This window comes from uncultured Sulfitobacter sp., assembly GCF_964021855.1.
Classification (GTDB): domain Bacteria; phylum Pseudomonadota; class Alphaproteobacteria; order Rhodobacterales; family Rhodobacteraceae; genus Sulfitobacter.
The window spans coordinates 163,840-182,083 of the sequence record NZ_CAXHZD010000004.1; the positions used below are offsets into that span (position 1 = coordinate 163,840).

22 protein-coding genes and 1 tRNA gene are annotated in these 18,244 nt (G+C 57.7%); 15 read left to right on the plus strand and 8 right to left on the minus strand.

Going from position 1 to position 18,244, the window contains the following annotated elements:
- Nucleotides 1-6 precede the first annotated feature (6 nt).
- The 3 genes from AADJ11_RS14180 to AADJ11_RS14190 all read right to left on the minus strand — a co-directional run bounded on the left by AADJ11_RS14180 (nt 7) and on the right by AADJ11_RS14190 (nt 3,237).
- A complete protein-coding gene (locus AADJ11_RS14180; protein ID WP_341235175.1) occupies nt 7-594 on the minus strand; it encodes a TIGR02281 family clan AA aspartic protease in 588 nt (195 codons plus the stop codon).
- A 51-nt stretch (nt 595-645) separates the two neighbouring features.
- Nucleotides 646-1,293: a MarC family protein gene (locus tag AADJ11_RS14185; RefSeq protein WP_341235520.1), complete on the minus strand. Its 648-nt coding sequence runs from the start codon at nt 1,291-1,293 to the stop codon at nt 646-648.
- A gap of 81 nt (nt 1,294-1,374) precedes the next feature.
- On the minus strand, nt 1,375-3,237 hold the full coding sequence (locus AADJ11_RS14190; protein ID WP_341235176.1) for an ABC-F family ATP-binding cassette domain-containing protein: 1,863 nt from the start codon (nt 3,235-3,237) through the stop codon (nt 1,375-1,377).
- Between the two features lie 75 nt (nt 3,238-3,312).
- Here AADJ11_RS14190 and AADJ11_RS14195 point away from each other — a divergent pair, with 75 nt between their 5' ends.
- Both AADJ11_RS14195 and ndk read left to right on the plus strand, forming a co-directional pair.
- Complete coding sequence (locus tag AADJ11_RS14195; RefSeq protein ID WP_341235177.1) at nt 3,313-3,552, plus strand: hypothetical protein; 240 nt, start codon at nt 3,313-3,315, stop codon at nt 3,550-3,552.
- A gap of 81 nt (nt 3,553-3,633) precedes the next feature.
- Nucleotides 3,634-4,056: a nucleoside-diphosphate kinase gene (ndk, locus tag AADJ11_RS14200; RefSeq protein ID WP_093915044.1), complete on the plus strand. Its 423-nt coding sequence runs from the start codon at nt 3,634-3,636 to the stop codon at nt 4,054-4,056.
- Between the two features lie 68 nt (nt 4,057-4,124).
- Here the strand turns inward: ndk and AADJ11_RS14205 are convergent, their stop codons facing one another.
- Both AADJ11_RS14205 and AADJ11_RS14210 read right to left on the minus strand, forming a co-directional pair.
- Nucleotides 4,125-4,535 (minus strand): DUF4112 domain-containing protein, encoded by a 411-nt coding sequence (locus AADJ11_RS14205; protein ID WP_341235178.1) that lies wholly within the window; start codon nt 4,533-4,535, stop codon nt 4,125-4,127.
- Between the two features lie 74 nt (nt 4,536-4,609).
- Complete coding sequence (locus tag AADJ11_RS14210) at nt 4,610-4,942, minus strand: TfoX/Sxy family protein (protein WP_341235179.1); 333 nt, start codon at nt 4,940-4,942, stop codon at nt 4,610-4,612.
- Between the two features lie 397 nt (nt 4,943-5,339).
- Here AADJ11_RS14210 and AADJ11_RS14215 point away from each other — a divergent pair, with 397 nt between their 5' ends.
- The 7 genes from AADJ11_RS14215 (at nt 5,340) to AADJ11_RS14245 (ending at nt 10,904) form a co-directional block, all read left to right on the plus strand.
- On the plus strand, nt 5,340-5,507 hold the full coding sequence (locus tag AADJ11_RS14215; RefSeq protein ID WP_341235180.1) for a hypothetical protein: 168 nt from the start codon (nt 5,340-5,342) through the stop codon (nt 5,505-5,507).
- A gap of 97 nt (nt 5,508-5,604) precedes the next feature.
- Nucleotides 5,605-5,823 carry a DUF1127 domain-containing protein gene (locus AADJ11_RS14220; RefSeq protein WP_341235181.1) on the plus strand — a complete coding sequence of 73 codons (219 nt, stop codon included), beginning with the start codon at nt 5,605-5,607 and terminating at the stop codon, nt 5,821-5,823.
- Between the two features lie 187 nt (nt 5,824-6,010).
- Nucleotides 6,011-6,985: a Gfo/Idh/MocA family oxidoreductase gene (locus AADJ11_RS14225; protein WP_341235182.1), complete on the plus strand. Its 975-nt coding sequence runs from the start codon at nt 6,011-6,013 to the stop codon at nt 6,983-6,985.
- A gap of 83 nt (nt 6,986-7,068) precedes the next feature.
- Nucleotides 7,069-7,716, plus strand: a complete 648-nt coding sequence (locus AADJ11_RS14230) for a hemolysin III family protein (RefSeq protein WP_341235183.1) — start codon at nt 7,069-7,071, stop codon at nt 7,714-7,716.
- Between the two features lie 224 nt (nt 7,717-7,940).
- Nucleotides 7,941-9,713, plus strand: a complete 1,773-nt coding sequence (locus AADJ11_RS14235; protein WP_341235184.1) for a Hint domain-containing protein — start codon at nt 7,941-7,943, stop codon at nt 9,711-9,713.
- A 31-nt stretch (nt 9,714-9,744) separates the two neighbouring features.
- Nucleotides 9,745-10,218 carry a hypothetical protein gene (locus tag AADJ11_RS14240; RefSeq protein WP_341235185.1) on the plus strand — a complete coding sequence of 158 codons (474 nt, stop codon included), beginning with the start codon at nt 9,745-9,747 and terminating at the stop codon, nt 10,216-10,218.
- Nucleotides 10,215-10,904: an HTTM domain-containing protein gene (locus tag AADJ11_RS14245; protein ID WP_341235186.1), complete on the plus strand. Its 690-nt coding sequence runs from the start codon at nt 10,215-10,217 to the stop codon at nt 10,902-10,904. Before AADJ11_RS14240 ends, AADJ11_RS14245 begins: the two co-directional genes overlap by 4 nt.
- 7 nt (nt 10,905-10,911) lie before the next feature.
- Here the strand turns inward: AADJ11_RS14245 and AADJ11_RS14250 are convergent, their stop codons facing one another.
- A complete protein-coding gene (locus tag AADJ11_RS14250) occupies nt 10,912-12,216 on the minus strand; it encodes a GAF domain-containing sensor histidine kinase (RefSeq protein ID WP_341235187.1) in 1,305 nt (434 codons plus the stop codon).
- 307 nt (nt 12,217-12,523) lie between these two features.
- The gene (locus AADJ11_RS14255) at nt 12,524-13,438 is read right to left on the minus strand and encodes a LysR family transcriptional regulator (RefSeq protein WP_341235188.1); all 915 of its coding nucleotides are present in this window, start codon (nt 13,436-13,438) and stop codon (nt 12,524-12,526) included.
- Between the two features lie 113 nt (nt 13,439-13,551).
- On the opposite strand from AADJ11_RS14255, the gene AADJ11_RS14260 reads away from it, so the two are divergent.
- Both AADJ11_RS14260 and AADJ11_RS14265 read left to right on the plus strand, forming a co-directional pair.
- Nucleotides 13,552-14,484, plus strand: coding sequence for a VOC family protein (locus tag AADJ11_RS14260; protein WP_341235521.1), 933 nt, complete (start codon nt 13,552-13,554; stop codon nt 14,482-14,484).
- A gap of 10 nt (nt 14,485-14,494) precedes the next feature.
- Nucleotides 14,495-15,103, plus strand: a complete 609-nt coding sequence (locus AADJ11_RS14265) for an alpha/beta hydrolase (RefSeq protein ID WP_341235189.1) — start codon at nt 14,495-14,497, stop codon at nt 15,101-15,103.
- 33 nt (nt 15,104-15,136) lie between these two features.
- Here the strand turns inward: AADJ11_RS14265 and AADJ11_RS14270 are convergent.
- Nucleotides 15,137-15,226: transfer RNA gene (locus AADJ11_RS14270), tRNA-Ser, on the minus strand.
- Nucleotides 15,227-15,371: 145 nt separating this feature from the next.
- On the opposite strand from AADJ11_RS14270, the gene AADJ11_RS14275 reads away from it, so the two are divergent.
- The 4 genes from AADJ11_RS14275 (at nt 15,372) to rpmA (ending at nt 18,244) form a co-directional block, all read left to right on the plus strand.
- Complete coding sequence (locus AADJ11_RS14275) at nt 15,372-16,214, plus strand: DUF2059 domain-containing protein (protein ID WP_341235190.1); 843 nt, start codon at nt 15,372-15,374, stop codon at nt 16,212-16,214.
- On the plus strand, nt 16,214-17,038 hold the full coding sequence (locus tag AADJ11_RS14280; RefSeq protein WP_341235191.1) for a hypothetical protein: 825 nt from the start codon (nt 16,214-16,216) through the stop codon (nt 17,036-17,038). The genes AADJ11_RS14275 and AADJ11_RS14280 overlap by 1 nt, the downstream gene beginning before the upstream one ends.
- Before the next feature lie 198 nt (nt 17,039-17,236).
- The gene (locus AADJ11_RS14285; RefSeq protein ID WP_341235192.1) at nt 17,237-17,962 is read left to right on the plus strand and encodes a 50S ribosomal protein L21; all 726 of its coding nucleotides are present in this window, start codon (nt 17,237-17,239) and stop codon (nt 17,960-17,962) included.
- Between the two features lie 12 nt (nt 17,963-17,974).
- Nucleotides 17,975-18,244: a 50S ribosomal protein L27 gene (rpmA, locus tag AADJ11_RS14290; RefSeq protein WP_008225807.1), complete on the plus strand. Its 270-nt coding sequence runs from the start codon at nt 17,975-17,977 to the stop codon at nt 18,242-18,244.

An 18,244-nucleotide genomic window follows, 5' to 3' on the forward strand; every position in this document is an offset into this window, starting at 1 on the left:
CCGGCCTTAACGTGTCAAGATCAGTTCGTTATTCGAAATCTCGATCCGGCCCCAGCGTTGTAGATAGCCCATCCCCAACAGGGATTGCCGCATGTCGCCGTCATTCACCACGGCAGGGACATCGAAATCACGCACATCGCCCAATTGCACTTCGTTCAGGCGCACAAAGGCGGTGCGCACCTCGCCATTCGCGGTATTGGCGCGGCCAAGGTAGCTGAGCGTATCAGGCGACAGCCCGACGCGCTGTGCATCCTCGCGGGTCAGCACCATGTCGCTGGCACCGGTGTCGACAACAAAGCGGATCGGCGAGCCGTTGATCTGGACTGTCAGGTAATAATGACCATCGCGGGCACGGGGCAGGGTGACGGTGCCGATGCCGCCTGCATAGCTTTGTTGCGGCGCACCTGAATTGCGGGTGATGTCGCCCCACAGCCCATAGCCCGCCGCGGCACCAACAAAAATCATGCCCCAAACCGCGGCCTGTTGCAGGGTTTTGTTAAACCCTTCGCCACGGCCTTGCATAAAGAACCAGCCTGCGACCATCGCAAGAAGCACCAAAAGATAGATCAGACGACCGGTTTCAAACTCTGCCATTGGACGCTCCGTTGTTCCTTGGGTGGAATATGGGGCGTGTGACGGGGTTTGTCAGCCCGCACCCGGCCCAAATCCAAAGGCGCTGAGACCTTCAAGCACGAATTGCACCGAAAGTGCGGCCAACAGCATGCCCAGCAGCCGGGTAATGACGTTGATCCCGACCTTGCCCAACACGCGTTCCAGATGGCCGCTGGCCTGCATCGTGATCCCCATGAGGACCAGCACCGCAAAGGTGATGCCCATCACGGTCACGAACCCTTCGAGGCCGGGTTTTTCACCGGTCAGAAGGATGACCGACGCAATTGAACCCGGGCCCGCAATCAATGGGATCGCCAGCGGGAAAACCGACGGATCGTCATGATCGTCGGCCTCGTGGTCAGGATCTGTCGTGGCTTTCTCGCGCCGTTTTGTGCGGCGGTCAAACAACATTTCAAGCGCCGTCAGGAACAGCAAAATCCCACCCGCCACGCGAAACGCGGGCATTGAGATGCCGATGAAACCCAGCACAGCCTCCCCGAAGGCTGCGAAGATCAGCAGGATCAGCCCGGCGATGAACACGCCACGCCATGCGATACGGCGGCGTTGCGCATGGGACAGGCCGGGGGTCAGGGCCAGAAACATCGGCCCGATCGCGAAGGGGTCGATGATGACGATCATCGTGGCAAACGCCGTGATCATAAAGGCAATGTCGAGTGTCATCATATGTATTCCCGGGGGCCAGCCCCCGGACCCCCGGGATATTTTTGAGCCAGAGAAGCTAGGCTAAAATGGATCTAAGTGTCAGGCTGAGGCGGTTTCTAGTTTTTCCAGTGCAGCCATCCAGATCGACTCCGCCCGTTCAAGTGCGGCCATGACTTCGGCGTATTTCTTGTTCCAGACTTCAAGTTCGCCGACTTTTTCCTTTTCGTAAAGGGCAGGGTCGGCAAGTTTCTTGGCCAGCTTGTCGCGCATGTCGTTAATTTTGGTCACGCGGGCCTCGGCTGTGCGGACTTCGGACCGCAGGGCAAGGATGTCTTCGCGGTTGGCCCGCTTGGGTTTTGGGGCCTCTTTGACGGGCTTGGCGTTCTTGCTCACGGGCTTTTCGACCGTCAGCAGCATCTTGCGATACGCCTCGAGGTCGTCTTCGTAGGGTTTGACCGTGCCATCGGACACCAGCCACAGACGATCCGCGACCATCGACAGCAGGTGCATGTCGTGGCTGACAAGGATCACAGCGCCGGAATAGCGCGTCAGCGCCTCTACCAGCGCCTCGCGGGATTCGATATCAAGGTGGTTGGTCGGTTCATCGAGGATCAGCAGATGCGGCGCGTCGAGTGTGGCAAGCAGCAGCGAAAGCCGTGCCTTTTGACCACCGGACAGGCGGCCAACCTCGGTATCGGCTTGGTCGGGGCCAAGGCCGAAACCTGCCAGCTGAGCACGCAATTTCGACTGCATCACGCCGGGACGCGCGGTGATCATGTGCTGCAACGGCGTTTCGTTGATGATCAGCTCATCCACCTGATGCTGGGCAAAGAAGCCGATGCGCAGTTTGTTCGAATTGACCGCTTTGCCTTCGAACAACACCAAACGGTTGGAGAGCAGTTTCGACAGGGTCGATTTGCCCTGACCGTTCCGGCCCAACAGCGCGATGCGGTCATCTTGGTCGATGCGCAGGTTCAGGCGCGACAACACAGGGTTGCCTTCGGTATAGCCGGTAGAGCCACCTTCGATGCTGATGATCGGCGGGGACAATTCATCGGGCTGCGGGAAGGTAAAGACCTTGCGCGCGGCTTCCTCGGGCGGCGTAATAGTCACCATCTTTTCGATGGCTTTCATCCGCGATTGCGCCTGCTTGGCCTTGGATGCCTTGGCCTTAAAGCGATCCACAAAGGCCTGCATATGCGCCTTATGCGCCTGCTGCTTTTTCGCGGCGGCAGACAGTTGCGCGCGTTTTTCGGCGCGCATTTTGGCGAATTGATCGTAGTTGCCTTGGTAATAGGTCAGCTTGCGGTCTTCGAGGTGCAAGATGCCGCCCACGGCGCGGTTCAGCAATCCACGGTCGTGGCTAATGATGATCACCGTGTGGGGGTATTTGGCCAGATAGTTTTCCAGCCACAACGCCCCTTCAAGGTCGAGATAGTTGGTCGGTTCATCAAGCAGCAGCACATCGGGCTGGGCGAACAACACGCCCGCCAAGGCCACACGCATACGCCAGCCACCGGAATAGGCGGAGCAGGGCTGTTGCTGATCGTGATCGTCAAAACCAAGCCCCTTGAGGATCGAGGCGGCGCGCCCTTCGGCGGACCATGCATCGATGTCGGCAAGGCGGGTTTGCACCTCGGCGATGCGGGCGGGGTCTGTGGTCGTCTCGGATTCTGCGATCAGGGCTGCGCGTTCAACATCCGCGGCAAGCACCGTGTCAATCAGCGACACATCGGACGATGGCACCTCTTGCGCGACGCCGCCGATCTTGGCGCGGGACGGCAGCGAAATATCGCCCGCGTCCAGCCCCAATTCCCCGCGAATAATGCGAAACAAGGTGGTTTTTCCCGCGCCATTGCGGCCGACGAGGCCCACTTTATGACCTTCGGGGATGACAGCGCTGGCTTCCTCAAACAAGGGGCGGCCTTCGACGGAATAGTTGATTTCTGAAATGCGTAACATGGGCTGCGGATGAACTATTGAAGGGGTGTCGTCAACTGTATCTAAGGATAGACAGAATTTTTAGAGGTGAATTTGATGATATATAGAAAACACAAAGGCAAAGAGTGGCCTGCCGCAAAAAAGAATGGCCATTTTGTACTGGGTGATCCGAAGTTTGGAGACAAAAAGCACCTAGTGACAAATGAAGTATTGGTTTTCCAAGAGGTTAAAGCTGTTGAGTTGATCGTCGCTGGGTTTTCGATAAGGATTGAAACAGATACTAGACCTTCTCTTATAAGAAAGAACCTATATCACGGTGGTAAACGGCTCACCTGATCCTTGGCGTCAATCGCGCCTTTTCACGCGGCAATCCCCATGTTAGGGAGCGCTCAATTTAACCCCTATAGGAGAGCTATCATGGCCCTTGAGCGCACATTCTCGATCATCAAACCAGATGCAACACGCCGCAACCTGACCGGCGCAATCGTTAAAAAATTCGAAGACGCAGGCCTGCGCGTTGTTGCCAGCAAACGTATTCACCTGTCGAAAGCGCAAGCAGGCGAGTTCTACAAAGTACACGCCGAGCGTCCTTTCTATGACGAACTGTGCGAATTCATGGCCTCTGCGCCAATCGTTGCCCAAGTTCTGGAAGGCGAAAACGCCATCGCGAAAAACCGCGAAGTTATGGGCGCAACCAACCCTGCAGACGCAGCGGCCGGCACCATCCGCGCAGAATTTGCTGAATCAGTTGGCGAAAACTCGGTTCACGGGTCGGACGCACCTGAGACAGCCGAAGTTGAAATCGCTTACTTCTTCTCGGGTCTTGAACTGGTCGGCTAAGCCCACCTGCATTTGAGATGCTGTTTAAAGGGTCGCAGGAAACTGCGACCCTTTTTCGTGTCAGCTGTTTAACCCCGCATGGTGGGGTGATGGGACGACAGCTGCCCCTCGACATCCGCTGCCAACAAGCTTCGATCCGCCAGATGATCGCGCAGCAAAGCCACGTTGCGGGTGTTGGCTTTCCACCCGATGTCGAACAGGTCACCGACCAGCGGGATCGCACCGATCACCATGTCGATCCCGACATTCGCGCCCATCCGACCCAACACCGGGGCGCTGGCCCCCATGCGGCGTGCCTCTTTTATGATGTAACCGGCAGGGGCCACGGCCAGAACGTCGCCGACACCGGGTACCAGACCCAAGATTGAATCCCACCCCAAACGTACGCCAAGCAGCGGGATGCGAAACGCATAATCCATCCGGCGGGCCAGCCTGTGCAGGCGGTCCAGATCATTTTCCGTGGTGGGATGTAGTGGCATAGGAGCCCTCGTAAGCGTTCGTTTATCTAAGACAACGCGTTAAGGGGTAATCCGGTTCCTGTGGTGGCAGTATTCTAGGGGCTGTGCTCTCTGACGCCGATCTGATCCATCATGCGTTCAAACTCTGACTGGGCGGGATCAAAGGCCCGCGCTTTCATCGCGTCGAACTTTACGCGCAGGGCTTTCTTTTCGGCCCCTTTGCAATCATTCCAAGGACGGCCCTGTAGGCCCATTACCAACACGTAATAGCCGATAAAGTGGGGGCGATGACCGGCACGCAGCAACATTTCATAAGCTGCATCCGCGCCAAGATCGCGCAGTTGGTCGGCGGTATGTACACCAACCTTGGCCAAGCTTTGCTCAAAAGCGGGGCCAAGATTACGGATTGAGGAAACGGGTTCGGACATGTGGTGAAGTTTACCGCGTCCCACATCCGCTGTCACCTATCAGATTACAGATCAGATGCTGGCGTAATCTGTGAAAACCGGCTGCGTTGTTTGCGGCTGTACGGGTTTTGCGGGCGCGGGTGCCGCCTTGACGGGGGTGGGGATGCTTTGGGCCATTTAACTGCTCCATTAGGGTGCGAAGTTTCATCTCGCGGGCCGCTTAATCAAGCCGTGCCACTCTGTCCATCCCAAGGCATGTATGTGGCCATTCTGTGCCTTAAACACTGGCCAAATCCGGCAATATTCCGCCGCCCGGCAAGCCATGCAAAAACTGCATATCGACTATGGTTTGCACCTTTGCATGGTCAGGCACATATGCAGTCCACGGGCAACGAAGCCCAGAAATGGAAAGCTGAAAATGACTACCAACGTCACATACCGTACCGCCACACCGTCAGAAGTTGACCGGATCCTTGCGCGTGCCAATGCAGAACGCAGCGCGTTCATCGCATCGCTCGCCACCAAAGCATCCGCCAAACTGCGCGGTCTGTTTGCGAAAACACCACGTGGGGCGATCCCTGCGTAATTCATGCGACTTGTCCCTACGTTAAGACTGGGAACAAAACGCGATACCAACCCGTTGCGGTGGATAGGCCACCGTAATCCGAAGATGAGAAGAAAAAATGAGCTATACATATACAACAGCAACCACACCAAGCTTTGACGTCGCTGCAAAAATGCACGGCCTGATCGAAGGCTTTCGCGCCAACCGCGCACAAAAGCGCGCCGAACGTCAAACATATAACGAACTGGCCGCAATGAGCGACCGCGACCTGGCCGATATCGGCATTGCGCGCGGCGAAATTCGCCATATTGCCGCACAGGCCGTCGTTCTGCGCTAATCCGCGCATAGAACACCCCCAGAGATTTCACCCCCGCATAGCCCGGCGCTATGCGGGGGTTTCATATTTTAAGGGGTGGGTTTTCGCCTCGCGGATCGGGATGGTCCTGTGCTAAGGCAAGGCAACACAAGCCGTTGACAGCCCAACAGGAATTGGGCGCACGGGCATCTGAATTTCGAGGGACGACATGACAATCAAAACAGCAATCATCGGTCTGGGCATTATGGGTCAGCGCATGCTGGAACACATGCAACAACATCCCGCCTATTCGGTTGTCGCCGTTTGGGACCCAAGCGATGAGGCCACCAGCAAGGCCAAGGCCGCCGCACCCGATGTGACGCTGGCCGCAACCGCCGAAGACGCAATTGCCGCTGCCGATCTGGTTTATCTTGCCTGTCCGCCGGTACCGCGCAAAGCATATGCCTTGGCCGCCGCCGAGGCTGGCAAGGCTGTGTTTCTGGAAAAGCCCCTTGGTATCGACATCGCGGAAAGCCGCGATCTGGTTGCTAAGATTGATGCCTTTGGGGTGCCCGCTGCGGTGAATTTCACCCAAGCGGCCGGTGCGGCGCTGACCGATGTGCACGCCGCTGCCAAGGCGGGCGATCTGGGCGCATTGGCGGGTGCCGATATCATCGTGACCTATGCCGCATGGCCCCGCGCGTGGCAGCAGGCGGCCGATTGGCTGCGCTTTCGGGCCGAAGGCGGTATGACCCGCGAAGTAATCTCGCATTTTCTGTTCTTTTCCGAACGCATCTTGGGGCCGCTCGAACTGGTCTGGGCGCAGCCTGATTATCCGGCGGGTGGCGAATTATGTGAAACCCATGTCGCCGCACGATTGGTATCGGCGACTGGTGCACCCGTCACCATCATGGGCAGCGTCGGCGGCGCACAGCCAGACCGTCAGGAATTGACCATCAAGGGGACCAAGGCCAGCCGCCGCATTTCGGAATTCTACCTTGATGACGTGTCGACGGGGGGCGCTTTCACCCCCGTAGTCGAGGAATATGCCGACCCGCGCGCAACCAGCCTGCGCGCGCAATTGGATGATCTGGTGCTGCTGATCGATGGCAAACCAAACCGTCTGGCCACCTTGGCCGAGGCGCTGCGCGTTCAAATCCTGATCGAAGCCATTTTAGCAGGCAAACCCGCGCCAGCACCGTAAAAGGGCCCAAGCTGACGTGCCGGCGTGGTAGACTTTGGGCGAGGCGGCAGCTAACGACGTTGCAAGCTTTGCCAGAGACGCCCATGACAGAAACAACTTTCCCCAGCTCCAACCCGCTCCACCGGCGCGCCGATATGGCTGTGCACGCCTTTGGCTTGGTGCTGGTTCTGGGGGCAGGTGGTGCCTTGATCAGCAAGTCCACAGCCGAACTGGGCATCGCCCCGATCATTGCCGTGTGGGTTTACGTGCTCAGCGCTTTGGCGTCCAATCTGGCCTCTTGGGCCTATCACTTTTTGCCGTGGCACGCGCAGCGCGTACAGTTGCGCCGCATTGATCACGCCGCCATTTATCCCAGCATCTCGGGCACCTTTACCCCGTTTTTCGTCCAGGCGGGCACGCCCTGGACGATCTTTCTTTTGTGTCTGTGCTGGGGCCTGACGGTCGTCGCCATTTGGAACAAGATCACCAACAAGCAGGTGAAATCACGCTGGTCGACAGCATCCTATCTTGGGCTGGGGGCCATCGGCCTTTGTGCGGTGCCCGATATGGAAAACGTGCCAATTGAAACGCTTTGGTGCGTTATCGCTGGGGCGGGTGCCTATGTGGTGGGGACGGCGTTTTATGCGCGCAAGACCATGCCGATGCGCTATGCCATCTGGCATCTATGGGTGAACATCGGCAGCATCTTGATGTTTGTGGGAATCTGGCGCGCATACTTTTACCCCGTGTAACCCGCGTCGGTTGAGGGTCGGCAAAATCCTGCCTGAAAACCATCCTGAATAGTAAAATCGTTACGTCACTCAACGCTGGCGACCGCCATATTGTGGTCACAATTCCGCTAACCGGGTGTTGCTCTCGTGTTTTTGTAGGTAGGTAACCGTCAAATTCTACTGCGTTTAAAACTGGGTTCGCTGCTGAACCTTTCATGACGCTACGACACTTAAAGGCTGCTTTGATGGCAACGATAAATGGGACGTCGGGCTCTGACACGATTCAGGGCACGGCTGACGACGACCAGATACAAACTGGTGGCGGCGATGACCGCGTGTCCGGTGAGGGTGCAAACGACCTGATTGACGGCGGGGCGGGTAATGACGTGCTGTTCGGCGATGGGGGCATCGGCACGGCACCCGGCAGTGACGCAACGCCCGTCACGCTGTCATTCGACAAGCGGGAAACCGATTCCAGCGGCTTTGCCAAGCCGGGCGATAATGTCGTGTACCGTGATGTCGCCACGTTGGCAGACGGCACATCGGTGTCGGCCCGCGTGGTTCTGGTGCGCACATCCAACGCCGACATGCCCGTCACCCTAAGCGGGGGCGAAGGGTTCGAAATCGCCTTGAACACCGGTAATGGGTCCAGCACCCGCTATGGCGGCGAAACGGCGACATTCCGGCTGGAATTCTTTGACCCGGCAACGGGATCGCCCGTTGCCTTGAACTCGACCGCGACATTCAACGATCTGGACAGAAACAGCCCCGGCGATCAGGAATCCGTGACGCTGGATGCGGACAGTTTCACCGCCTTTGCAACCAGCGACGATTCCGCGCTTACCGTGACGACCCAAAACGGCAACGTCACCGCGGCCGGCACTCAAGAGAACGACCCGAACGATCAGGATTCGTGGTTTTCCGGCCGGTTTGAAAACCGCGAGTTCATTGAATTCACCCTCGAAACACGCACAACACGGTCAGGCTTTACCCTGTCGGGTGATCTGATTGATGAACCGGTCGAAGTGCCGATCGAGGCCGGTGATGACACGCTTTTGGGCGGTTTGGGCGATGACACGTTGCTGGGTCAAGGCGGCGATGACAGTCTGGACGGCGGCGCGGGCAGCGATCAGATGTCTGGCGGCGAAGGCCAAGACACGCTGACCGTCGGCGGCGGCAATGATCTGGCTGACGGCGGGCAGGGGTCCGACCTGATCAACTTTACCTCAGGCGGCAACCACACGATTGTCGGCGGCGAAGATTCTGATGGCCTTGATAACGATGTGCTTAATCTGACCGGGCTCGACAAGTCGCGCTATACGCTGATCAAAGACGGGCCGGAATCCGGCAGGATCGAATTTCGCGATGCCCATGGCAATAGCACGGGCACCACAACTTATTCCGAGATCGAAGAGGTCGTGATCTGCTTTACCCCCGGCACCCGCATCGCGACCCGTCGCGGCGAAATTCCGGTGCAGCAACTCAAGATCGACGATCAGGCGATCACCCGCGACAACGGCTTTCAGCCGGTCCGCTGGGTCGGCCGCCGCAACCTGAACCGTGCCGATCTTACGGCAAAGCCCGACTTTCACCCGGTTTTGATCCGGGCAGGGGCCTTGGGCAACGGCCTGCCGCAATGGGATATGGTGGTCAGCCCGAACCACCGCATGTTGGTCAGTTCAAACCTGACCGAGGTGATGTTTAGCGAACGCGAAGTGTTGGTGGCCGCCAAACATCTGGTCGGGTTGGACGGGGTCGAACGCACCCGCCCCGAGCGGGTCAGCTATATCCACGTCTTGTTTGACCATCACGAGGTCGTGCTGGCCGATGGGGCTTGGGCAGAAAGCTTTCAACCCGGTGAGCATTCGATGGCCGGTATTCTGGCAGATCAGCGCGATGAAATCGTGGCCCTGTTTCCCGAGCTTAAAAAACCCGACGGCCTGTCCAAATATGTCGCAGCCCGCCGGTTGCTACGCGCCCATGAAGCGCGGATCTTGACGGCCGAAACGGTGCACTAAGCGCGGCCTCACCTCGGTTGATCGAATTCACGTGATGTTAATGGCCGGGCCGTTAACTCTGATCATGCTGAAAACACTGTCGCTTATTTTGCCTGTTTTGCTGCCATCATGGCGGTTTTTCCAAACGATCGAACCCTCACCAAGGGTGCAATGGGCCTTGCTGTCAAAGGGCGGTGCCGCCGTGGGCGATTGGCAGGAACTTCGCCCGCGCCCCAAGTCCGTGACCGCGCGTCAGATGCTGGTCCGGCTGTTTTGGAACGCATCCCGAAATGACGCGCTGTTCGTGGTCAGCTGCGCGGAACGGATTACGGAAAACCCCACCGCCCATAGCATCAATGAGATTACCCGCCGGATTCTGGAGGACCTCACGCACGGGGCAGAAGGCAATGTCGCAAGCGCTGCCCAATTTCGCCTGGTTTTCATCTCTCGCGATAAAACGGGCATCTGCCAAGATATCCTGTTTCAATCCGACCCGTTTCCAACCGCCGGTCTTGTGGCGCGATGACGTTTGAACTTGCGTTGCGGGCGACAGAAATCCTGTTGGCCATCGCGTTTTTGCAGCAATCGGCGGAACATATATTTGGCGCGCACGCGGCACCGCTGCTGTTTCTACCCCGCGCGGTGCTAAGCATTGCATTGCTTGCTGGTTGCCACAGCCCGGGGGTGCTGATGGCGCTTTGCATCCACAGCCTTTTGATTTTGAATCGCTTTCAGGGGCCATATAACGGCGGCAGTGACCGTATGGGATTGTTGATCCTGTACTGTCTTTGCCTGTCGCGTTGGTTGCCCGACGGATTACCCGCGCAGTCCGCATTTGGCTATCTGGGCATACAGGTCATCCTGTCCTATTTCATCTCGGGGCAGGTCAAGATCGTGAACCCCGAATGGCGCAGCGGTCGTGCGCTGGCGGATGTTTTCAGCTTTTCGGCCTATCCTGCGGCTGAGAACTTGCGCAGCTTGGCGGGCTGTCCACGGCTGCTCTGGGCGGCATCATGGGCTGTCATGCTTTTTGAGGTGCTGTTTCCGTTAAGCTTTATTAACCCGACGGTCCTCATCGCAGCGCTGGCCGTCGCCGCGACATTCCACTTGGCAAATGCGTTGCTGTTTGGATTGAACCGCTTTTTATGGTTCTGGATCGCGTCTTACCCGTCGCTGCTGTGGCTCCAATCACGCCTTTTTGAGGGCGGATAGAAACCGCTTATCCGGCCAGATCCTGCTTTTCCGGTACAGGAAAACGGATCACAAACACCGTTCCAACGCCAAGCTCGCTTTCATAGTCGATGGTCGCGTTGTGCTGGGTTAAAATCTGCTTGCAAATATGCATCCCCAGCCCGGTCCCACTTTGCGAGCGTGTGTCGGAACCGTCGACTTGGGTGAACAGGCCGAACACCTTTTCCTTGGCCCCGTCGGGAATGCCCATACCGTCGTCTTTGACCATAATCCGCGGGCCATCCGCATCGCAGTGCAGGCTGATTTCGACATTGCCGCCGGGTTTTGAGAATTTGAATGCGTTCGACAGGATATTGGCCAACACACGGTCCAGCTGGTGTCGATCACCGCTGACAATACAGGACGGGCCGGTGCCTGACATGGTCAAGGTCACGTTCCGGTCTGCGGCATAGTTGCGATACGCCTCTGCCGAGGTTTCGATCAGCTCGCTTAGGTTAACGGGCGCGAAACTGGAGTGGGACGTGCCGAACTCCTGCTTTTGCAGCTTTAGAATGTCATCAACCAATGCAAGCAAGCGGTCGCTGTTCTCGCTGGCGATCTTGATCAGACGCTGGGTTTTGGGGGAACATGTCTGATCCGGATCATTCCGCATCAAGCCAAGCGCCCCCTTGATCGAGGTAAGCGGCGTACGCAATTCGTGGCTAATGATCGACACGAATTCATTCTTGGTATTTTCCGCAGCGAGCAGTTTTTCCATCGAACTGCGAAGCGAGGTTGTCAGGTCGGTCATTTCCGAATTTCGGGTCGCGAGCTCTTGGGCGTAGTTAATGACGTCCATTTTCTCGCGGTAGGATACGATCAATGCGGTGATCGCTTTGCCGATTTTCGACAGGCCTTCTTTCACCTCGTCGGAATAGGTTTTCGGCTCAACATCCAGCACGCATAATGTACCAAGACGCATGTCATCTTCGGGCTCAAGCACGGTCCCTAGATAAGACCGGAACCCCGGTTGCCCCGCGACAAAGGGATTGTCGGAAAACCGCGGATCGGCCGTGGCGTCGGTGATCTCGAACTGTTCGCTGTTCATGATCGCATGGGCGCAAAAAGACACATCTCTGCTGGTTTGCTTAACATCGCCAAGGCCGGTCCCGGCCAGAATATTTTGGTGAACATCGTCAATCAACGTCACCAAAGCCACAGGGGCCCCCGCCAAAGTTGACGCGACTTTGCACAGGCCATTGATTTCGTCGAAGGGCAGCGACAGATCAAGACCCAAGCCGTGTAGATAGGCCAGTCTTTCGGTTTCATTTTCGGGGACCGGGGGCTTTAGCATAGGGCAGTCACCGGGGCGGTGGATGATGTAAAATGCGTTACCGTAATACGGGTCATTATAGCCTCTTATACTCAAAGAATCGGGGCGGCAGAATTCGCCTTATGGTAGTGTTTCCTCAGTACCGCAAGCGCTAACATGCTGGAAAATTCCAAGCGCTTTTCTCACCATCAAGTCAGTTCATAAATGAGGATATTGGCAATTCTAAGACTGCATCACAGCCTTGTGTTACCCCTGCAGCCAAGAACCGCGTCACCCGCTCCTAGCCCACTATTGGGGAAGACGGTCAGCCACCTTGGGCACGGCCCAATCACGCGTTGCTAAAGCTGAACTCTTGCGCTTCGCTCAGATGTGCCTCGAAGAAATCCGTAAAAGTCGCCACCAAAGGCGGCAGCACATCATAGGGCGGGTAAAAAAGCGTCAACCAAAGGGGCGTGATCACCCAATCGGACAACAAGGGAACGACTTCGCCAGCGTTGATCCCGTCATTGACGATGAAATCCGGCAGGACAGTCACGCCGTTTCCCAATTTCGCGAGCGAATACAAAAAATCCCCGTTGTTCGATGCAATGGCAGTGCCCGCCGTTACGGTCTTTTTCCGCCCGTCCTTATGAAACGTCCACTCTTCGGCCTTACCAGAGGCGGAATAGGACATACAGAAATCAGGGTTCAGGTCCTCCGGCATCTCGGGCCGCTGCATCCGCTCAAGCAAGCTGGGCGCCGCGACCGCGTGGCGGGGCACCTCGCAGATTTTGCGCCAGATCGTAGATTTATCGCCGGGCGGGCCGGACACCCGAATGGCAAGGTCACAGTTTTCCTGCACCACATCCACCAGCCGGTCGGTCAGCGTCACGTCCACCATGATATTGGGATAGGCCAGACGAAACCGATCAATCACCGCTGGCAGCAACCGCATCCCCAGTGACAGCGGCACATTGATTGACAGCCGCCCCCGATCCGGCCGCACCGCACCTGTGATCTCTCTTGCGACCTGATCAAAGCTGTCGATCACGGGGCCAAACCGCGCGGCCACCATCGCCCCCGCGCTGGTCAGCGCCACTTGCCGTGTCGTGCGCACCAAAAGCTGTTGACCCAAATCCGCCTCAAGCTTGGCAACGATGCGGGTGACCGACGCGGGCGTCATGTTCAGGCTGCGGGCGGCAGCGGCAAAGCTGCTTAGTTCGGCCACCTTCAAAAAAACGCGGATTGGTTTGATATCTTGCATCCGCGATTATTGCATTATCCACAACAGTGAATGCAAGAAAATATCCATTCATAATAATTATGGGCCACGCTATATCTGGGGCAAGTTAAATGGACGACTTGAAAGGCGATACCATGATCAATCAAATCAAAGGTCTGCACCACGTCACGTCAATGGCGGCCGACGCGGCAGAGAATAACAGATTCTTCACGCAAACCCTTGGCCTGCGCCGCGTGAAAAAGACCGTGAATTTCGACCAGCCTGACGTCTATCACCTGTATTACGGTGACGAGGTCGGCACGCCCGGCTCTGTGATGACCTATTTCCCCTTTGGCCAGATGCCCCGCGGGCGTCGCGGCACGGGCGAGGTGGGCACGACCGAATTTGCCGTACCAAAGGGCGCGCTGCCATTCTGGAAAGAACGGTTGGGCAACCACGGCGTCAGCGGTCTGGCTGAAAACAAATTCCTTGGCGAAAGCCGGTTGCAGTTTGACGGGCCCGATGGCGATGGCTTTGCACTGGTGGAAAGCGACACGCGTGACCGCACGCCCTGGACAGGTGCAGATGTGCCGGAGGACGCGGGGATATTGGGCTTTCACGGTGCGCGTTTCACCCTGCGCGATGCGGCAGCGACCGGTGAGCTGCTCAGCTTTATGGGCTACCAAAAAGACGAGACCGCAGACGGCGTGACACGTTACCGGATCGAGGGCGGCAACGCCGCCGATACCATCGACGTCGAAGAACTGCGTGGGGCCAAAACCGCGGGGCAGGGTGCCGGGTCCGTCCACCACATCGCCTTTGCCGTCGAAAACCGCGCGGCACAGCTTGAGGTGCGCAAGGCGCTGATGGACACCGGTTATCAGGTGACGCCGGTGATCGACCGCGATTATTTCTGGGCGATCTACTTCCGTACCCCCGGCGGCGTGCTGTTCGAGGTGGCCACCAACGAACCCGGCTTTGACCGTGACGAGGATACCGCGCACTTGGGTCAGGCGCTGAAACTGCCCGACCGCTACGAAGGGCACCGCGCCCAGATCGAAAGCCTGCTGCCCGCGATTGACGGATAAGGAGAGCGCCATGTCCATCGACACCTATCACGCACTGACAAAATCCCCCGCAGCTGGTGCGCCGCTGATCTTTGCCTTCCACGGCACCGGCGGCGACGAACACCAGTTCTTTGATCTGGCCCAATCAATCGTGCCGGGGGCAGGGGTCGTGTCGCCCCGGGGGGATGTGTCCGAAGGGGGTGCCGCACGTTTCTTTCGGCGTACGGGCGAGGGCGTCTATGACATGGACGATCTGGCCCAGCGGACCAAGGCCATGGCGGCCTATGTCGCGGCCCATAAGGCAAAACACCCCGGCACGCCGGTCTATGGCTTTGGCTATTCGAACGGCGCGAATATCCTCGCCTCGGTCGCCATGGTGCAACCTGATTTGTTCGACCGGATCGGATTGCTGCACCCGCTGATCCCGTGGGAACCTGCGGCCACAGCGGGCCTTGCTGGGAAACGGGTTTTGATCACCGCTGGCAAACGCGACCCCATCTGCCCATGGCCGCTAAGCCAACGCTTGATTGACTGGTTCACCGCCCAAGACGCGCAAGTTGACACCGAAGTCCACAACGGCGGCCATGACCTGCGCCAACCCGAACTGCTGGCGCTGCAAAATCTGCTGAACGCAGGTTAGCGCCATAAGAGGGCATTTGGAAAAAGGGGTGAATGGCGGAGAGACAGGGATTCGAACCCTGGGAACCCGTGAAGGCTCAACGGTTTTCGAGACCGCCCCGTTCGACCACTCCGGCACCTCTCCGCATCGGTGTGGTGCGCTCGTTTAGTCCTGATTTGGCGGGGTGACAAGGGGGGCGGCGGTATAATTCTGGGTCACGGGGATTTTCATTGCCGCCGGTCTGAATTGTCCTAAGATTAAAGGCGCAAAATAACACAAGGATCATGTGATGCGGGCGCTTGAGAGAATTTGTCACTTGGTGATCATGGCGGCCATCGTCTGGACGACCGGTTTTACAGGCCCCGCAAATGCCGCAGAGCGGGAGCGTGTCGATGCGTTTCTTGAGGTGACCGGATTCGGCGTGGCGCTGGAAAGCATTCGGCTGTCGGCGGACTCCGCGCCTGAAATGCTGGGCATTGATGCCGATGCTTTCGGGTCCGAATGGTCGCGACTGGTGCGCGAGGTGTTTGATACGGATGTCATGTTGCAGATGGGCTCTGACATCCTCACGCAAACGCTAAGCGATGATGCGTTGGAACATGCGGCGGGGTTTTATGCGTCGGATCTGGGGCAACGGTTGGTGGCGGCGGAAAACGCATCGCATATGAATGACGATAGCGTGGCCAAGGCGGAGGACGGCAGCGCGATCCTTGAGGGGTTACAGCGGGTTAATCCGGACCGTGTCGCGTTGTTGCAGCAATTGAACGCGGCAAGCGATGTCGAGGACAGTTCAATCCGGGCGATCCAGGAGGTGCAGATCAGGTTTTTGATGGCCGCAGCGGGGGCAGGGGTGATCCGCTTGCAGATGGAAGAACCAGACCTGCGCGAGGTTTTGCGCAGCCAAGAAGCCGAGATGCGCGCATCGATCCAGCAAAATACTCTGGAAACATCGGCCTATACGTATCAGGCGTTCTCTGACGAGGAGGTGCTGGCCTATGCGCAGGCGCTGGAGCATCCCAAGATGCAAGAGGTCTATGCCCTGATGAATGCCGTGCAATATGAGATCATGGCCAACCGGTTCGAGGCGGTCGCCGCGCGTTTGGCGGGCATGCAGCCCAGTCAGGACCTTTGATGCGCCTGCTGTTTATCACGCCGCTGCTATGGCTGCCGCTGCTGTGGCTGTTGGCGGCACCGCTTTGGGCGGACGCGCGGGCGCAGGTGTTGATGGATGTCCTCAAGGTCGATGAGGTTGCGCGGATATTGCAGGCCGAAGGGTTGGACTATGCCCAGACCCTGAACCAAGACATGTTAGGCGGGCAGGGCGGTGCGGGCTGGCAGTTGCAGGTCGATGCAATTTACAACCCCCAGCGGATTACCGAAACGCTGCGCGGCTATCTTGAGGCCGAACTGCAAGGTGATATGCGCGAGCAGACGATCGATTTTCTAGCCTCAGGCGTAGGCGCACAGATCATCGCGCTGGAAAATGCCGCCCGCGCCGCGATCACAGATCAAGAGATTGAAAACGCCGCCCGCACCCGGTTTGCCGAGCTTGAGGGCAGTAATGATCCGCGTTTGGCCCAAATTACAGCGCTGATTGAGGCTGGCGACATGATCGACCGCAATGTGACCGCGGCGATGAATTCGAACTACCAGTTCCTGCGCGGGCTGGCCGATGGCGGGGCCATGGATATGACCCAAGAGGAAATGCTGGCCGAGGTGGGGGGCCAACAAGACGAGATTGCCGAGGACACCACCGGCTGGCTGTACGGTTATTTGCTCATGGCCTATTCACCGCTGGAGGATAACGCACTGGACCACTATATAACCTTTGCGCAGACCAAGGCTGGTATGGCACTGAACCGGGCACTGTTTGACGGCTATGGCGCGGCCTACGCCGAGATTTCATATGCCTTGGGTCGGGCTGTCGCGTTGAATATGGTCGCAGAGGAGCTTTAGCCCCTAAAACCCCGGTTCGCCGCTTGACATAAAGGCGGCGGTGGTGCATTTGGCAGCTCTCAACCCAAAGGTATCCGTATCGGATGCCTTTATTATTTTATGATCATCCCGAAATGGGGTGCGCTGTCCGAGGTGGGCTTAGGCCCGAAAACTCCCGATCTGGGGACCACAGGACGCGAAAGCGAAAAAGGAATACGCATGTTTGCGGTCATCAAGACAGGCGGCAAGCAGTACAAAGTTCAATCCGGCGATATGCTTCGGGTAGAACGTTTGGCTGCTGACGCGGGCGAAACAGTCCAATTCAACGAAGTTCTGATGCTGGGCGGCGACAGCCCTGTTGTTGGCTCCCCCATGGTAGACGATGCCGGCGTTCAAGCCGAAGTTGTTGACCAGATCAAGGGCGAGAAAGTCATCCACTTCGTCAAGCGCCGCCGGAAGCACTCCTCCAAGCGCACCAAAGGCCACCGTCAAAAACTGACGCTGGTTAAAATCGGCGAGATCATGGCATCTGGCGCAGGCAAGTCCGGCGCAAAAGCAGCCATCGGCACAGGTTCGGTAAGCGCAGCAGCCGTTGCAGCCATCGAATCCAACGCAGCCGCCAAGTTTGACGCAGCCAAGCCTGCGAAGAAAACCAAGGCAGAGAAAAAAGAGGCAGCACCTGCTGCTGAAAAGCCCGCGAAGGCAGCCAAAGCAAAGCCAGCCAAAAAAGCGGCAGCAGCTGAAGGCGCAGACGATCTGAGCAAGATCTCAGGCGTTGGCCCCGTTATCGTTGGCAAGCTGAACGGCGAAGGCGTCACCACATTTGCACAAATCGCAGCGTGGACAGATGCAGACGTAGAAGCGATTGAAGAGAAACTGTCGTTCAAAGGTCGTGTGGGTCGTGAAGACTGGATCGCACAGGCCAAAGAACTGGCAAAAGGCTAAGGAGAGACACCAATGGCACATAAAAAAGCAGGCGGTTCATCCCGTAACGGTCGCGACTCCGCAGGGCGTCGTCTTGGCGTAAAGAAATACGGCGGCGAAGCTGTTATTCCCGGCAACATTCTGGTGCGTCAGCGCGGCACAAAATTCTGGCCAGCTGAAGGCGTTGGCATGGGCAAAGATCACACCATCTTTGCCAAGGTCGACGGTAAGGTTCAGTTCCACAAGGGTCTGAAAAACCGCACGTTTATCTCGGTCCTGCCAGTGGCAGAAGCCGCAGAGTAA

Bases quoted from the DNA above. Each gene is read 5' to 3' on its own strand.
- AADJ11_RS14180 (WP_341235175.1), bottom strand. From the start codon at position 594: ATGGCAGAGTTTGAAACCGGTCGTCTGATCTATCTTTTGGTGCTTCTT.
- AADJ11_RS14185 (WP_341235520.1), bottom strand. From the start codon at position 1,293: ATGACACTCGACATTGCCTTTATGATCACGGCGTTTGCCACGATGATC.
- AADJ11_RS14190 (WP_341235176.1), bottom strand. From the start codon at position 3,237: ATGTTACGCATTTCAGAAATCAACTATTCCGTCGAAGGCCGCCCCTTG.
- AADJ11_RS14195 (WP_341235177.1), top strand. From the start codon at position 3,313: ATGATATATAGAAAACACAAAGGCAAAGAGTGGCCTGCCGCAAAAAAG.
- ndk (WP_093915044.1), top strand. From the start codon at position 3,634: ATGGCCCTTGAGCGCACATTCTCGATCATCAAACCAGATGCAACACGC.
- AADJ11_RS14205 (WP_341235178.1), bottom strand. From the start codon at position 4,535: ATGCCACTACATCCCACCACGGAAAATGATCTGGACCGCCTGCACAGG.
- AADJ11_RS14210 (WP_341235179.1), bottom strand. From the start codon at position 4,942: ATGTCCGAACCCGTTTCCTCAATCCGTAATCTTGGCCCCGCTTTTGAG.
- AADJ11_RS14215 (WP_341235180.1), top strand. From the start codon at position 5,340: ATGACTACCAACGTCACATACCGTACCGCCACACCGTCAGAAGTTGAC.
- AADJ11_RS14220 (WP_341235181.1), top strand. From the start codon at position 5,605: ATGAGCTATACATATACAACAGCAACCACACCAAGCTTTGACGTCGCT.
- AADJ11_RS14225 (WP_341235182.1), top strand. From the start codon at position 6,011: ATGACAATCAAAACAGCAATCATCGGTCTGGGCATTATGGGTCAGCGC.
- AADJ11_RS14230 (WP_341235183.1), top strand. From the start codon at position 7,069: ATGACAGAAACAACTTTCCCCAGCTCCAACCCGCTCCACCGGCGCGCC.
- AADJ11_RS14235 (WP_341235184.1), top strand. From the start codon at position 7,941: ATGGCAACGATAAATGGGACGTCGGGCTCTGACACGATTCAGGGCACG.
- AADJ11_RS14245 (WP_341235186.1), top strand. From the start codon at position 10,215: ATGACGTTTGAACTTGCGTTGCGGGCGACAGAAATCCTGTTGGCCATC.
- AADJ11_RS14250 (WP_341235187.1), bottom strand. From the start codon at position 12,216: ATGCTAAAGCCCCCGGTCCCCGAAAATGAAACCGAAAGACTGGCCTAT.
- AADJ11_RS14255 (WP_341235188.1), bottom strand. From the start codon at position 13,438: ATGCAAGATATCAAACCAATCCGCGTTTTTTTGAAGGTGGCCGAACTA.
- AADJ11_RS14260 (WP_341235521.1), top strand. From the start codon at position 13,552: ATGATCAATCAAATCAAAGGTCTGCACCACGTCACGTCAATGGCGGCC.
- AADJ11_RS14265 (WP_341235189.1), top strand. From the start codon at position 14,495: ATGTCCATCGACACCTATCACGCACTGACAAAATCCCCCGCAGCTGGT.
- AADJ11_RS14275 (WP_341235190.1), top strand. From the start codon at position 15,372: ATGCGGGCGCTTGAGAGAATTTGTCACTTGGTGATCATGGCGGCCATC.
- AADJ11_RS14280 (WP_341235191.1), top strand. From the start codon at position 16,214: ATGCGCCTGCTGTTTATCACGCCGCTGCTATGGCTGCCGCTGCTGTGG.
- AADJ11_RS14285 (WP_341235192.1), top strand. From the start codon at position 17,237: ATGTTTGCGGTCATCAAGACAGGCGGCAAGCAGTACAAAGTTCAATCC.
- rpmA (WP_008225807.1), top strand. From the start codon at position 17,975: ATGGCACATAAAAAAGCAGGCGGTTCATCCCGTAACGGTCGCGACTCC.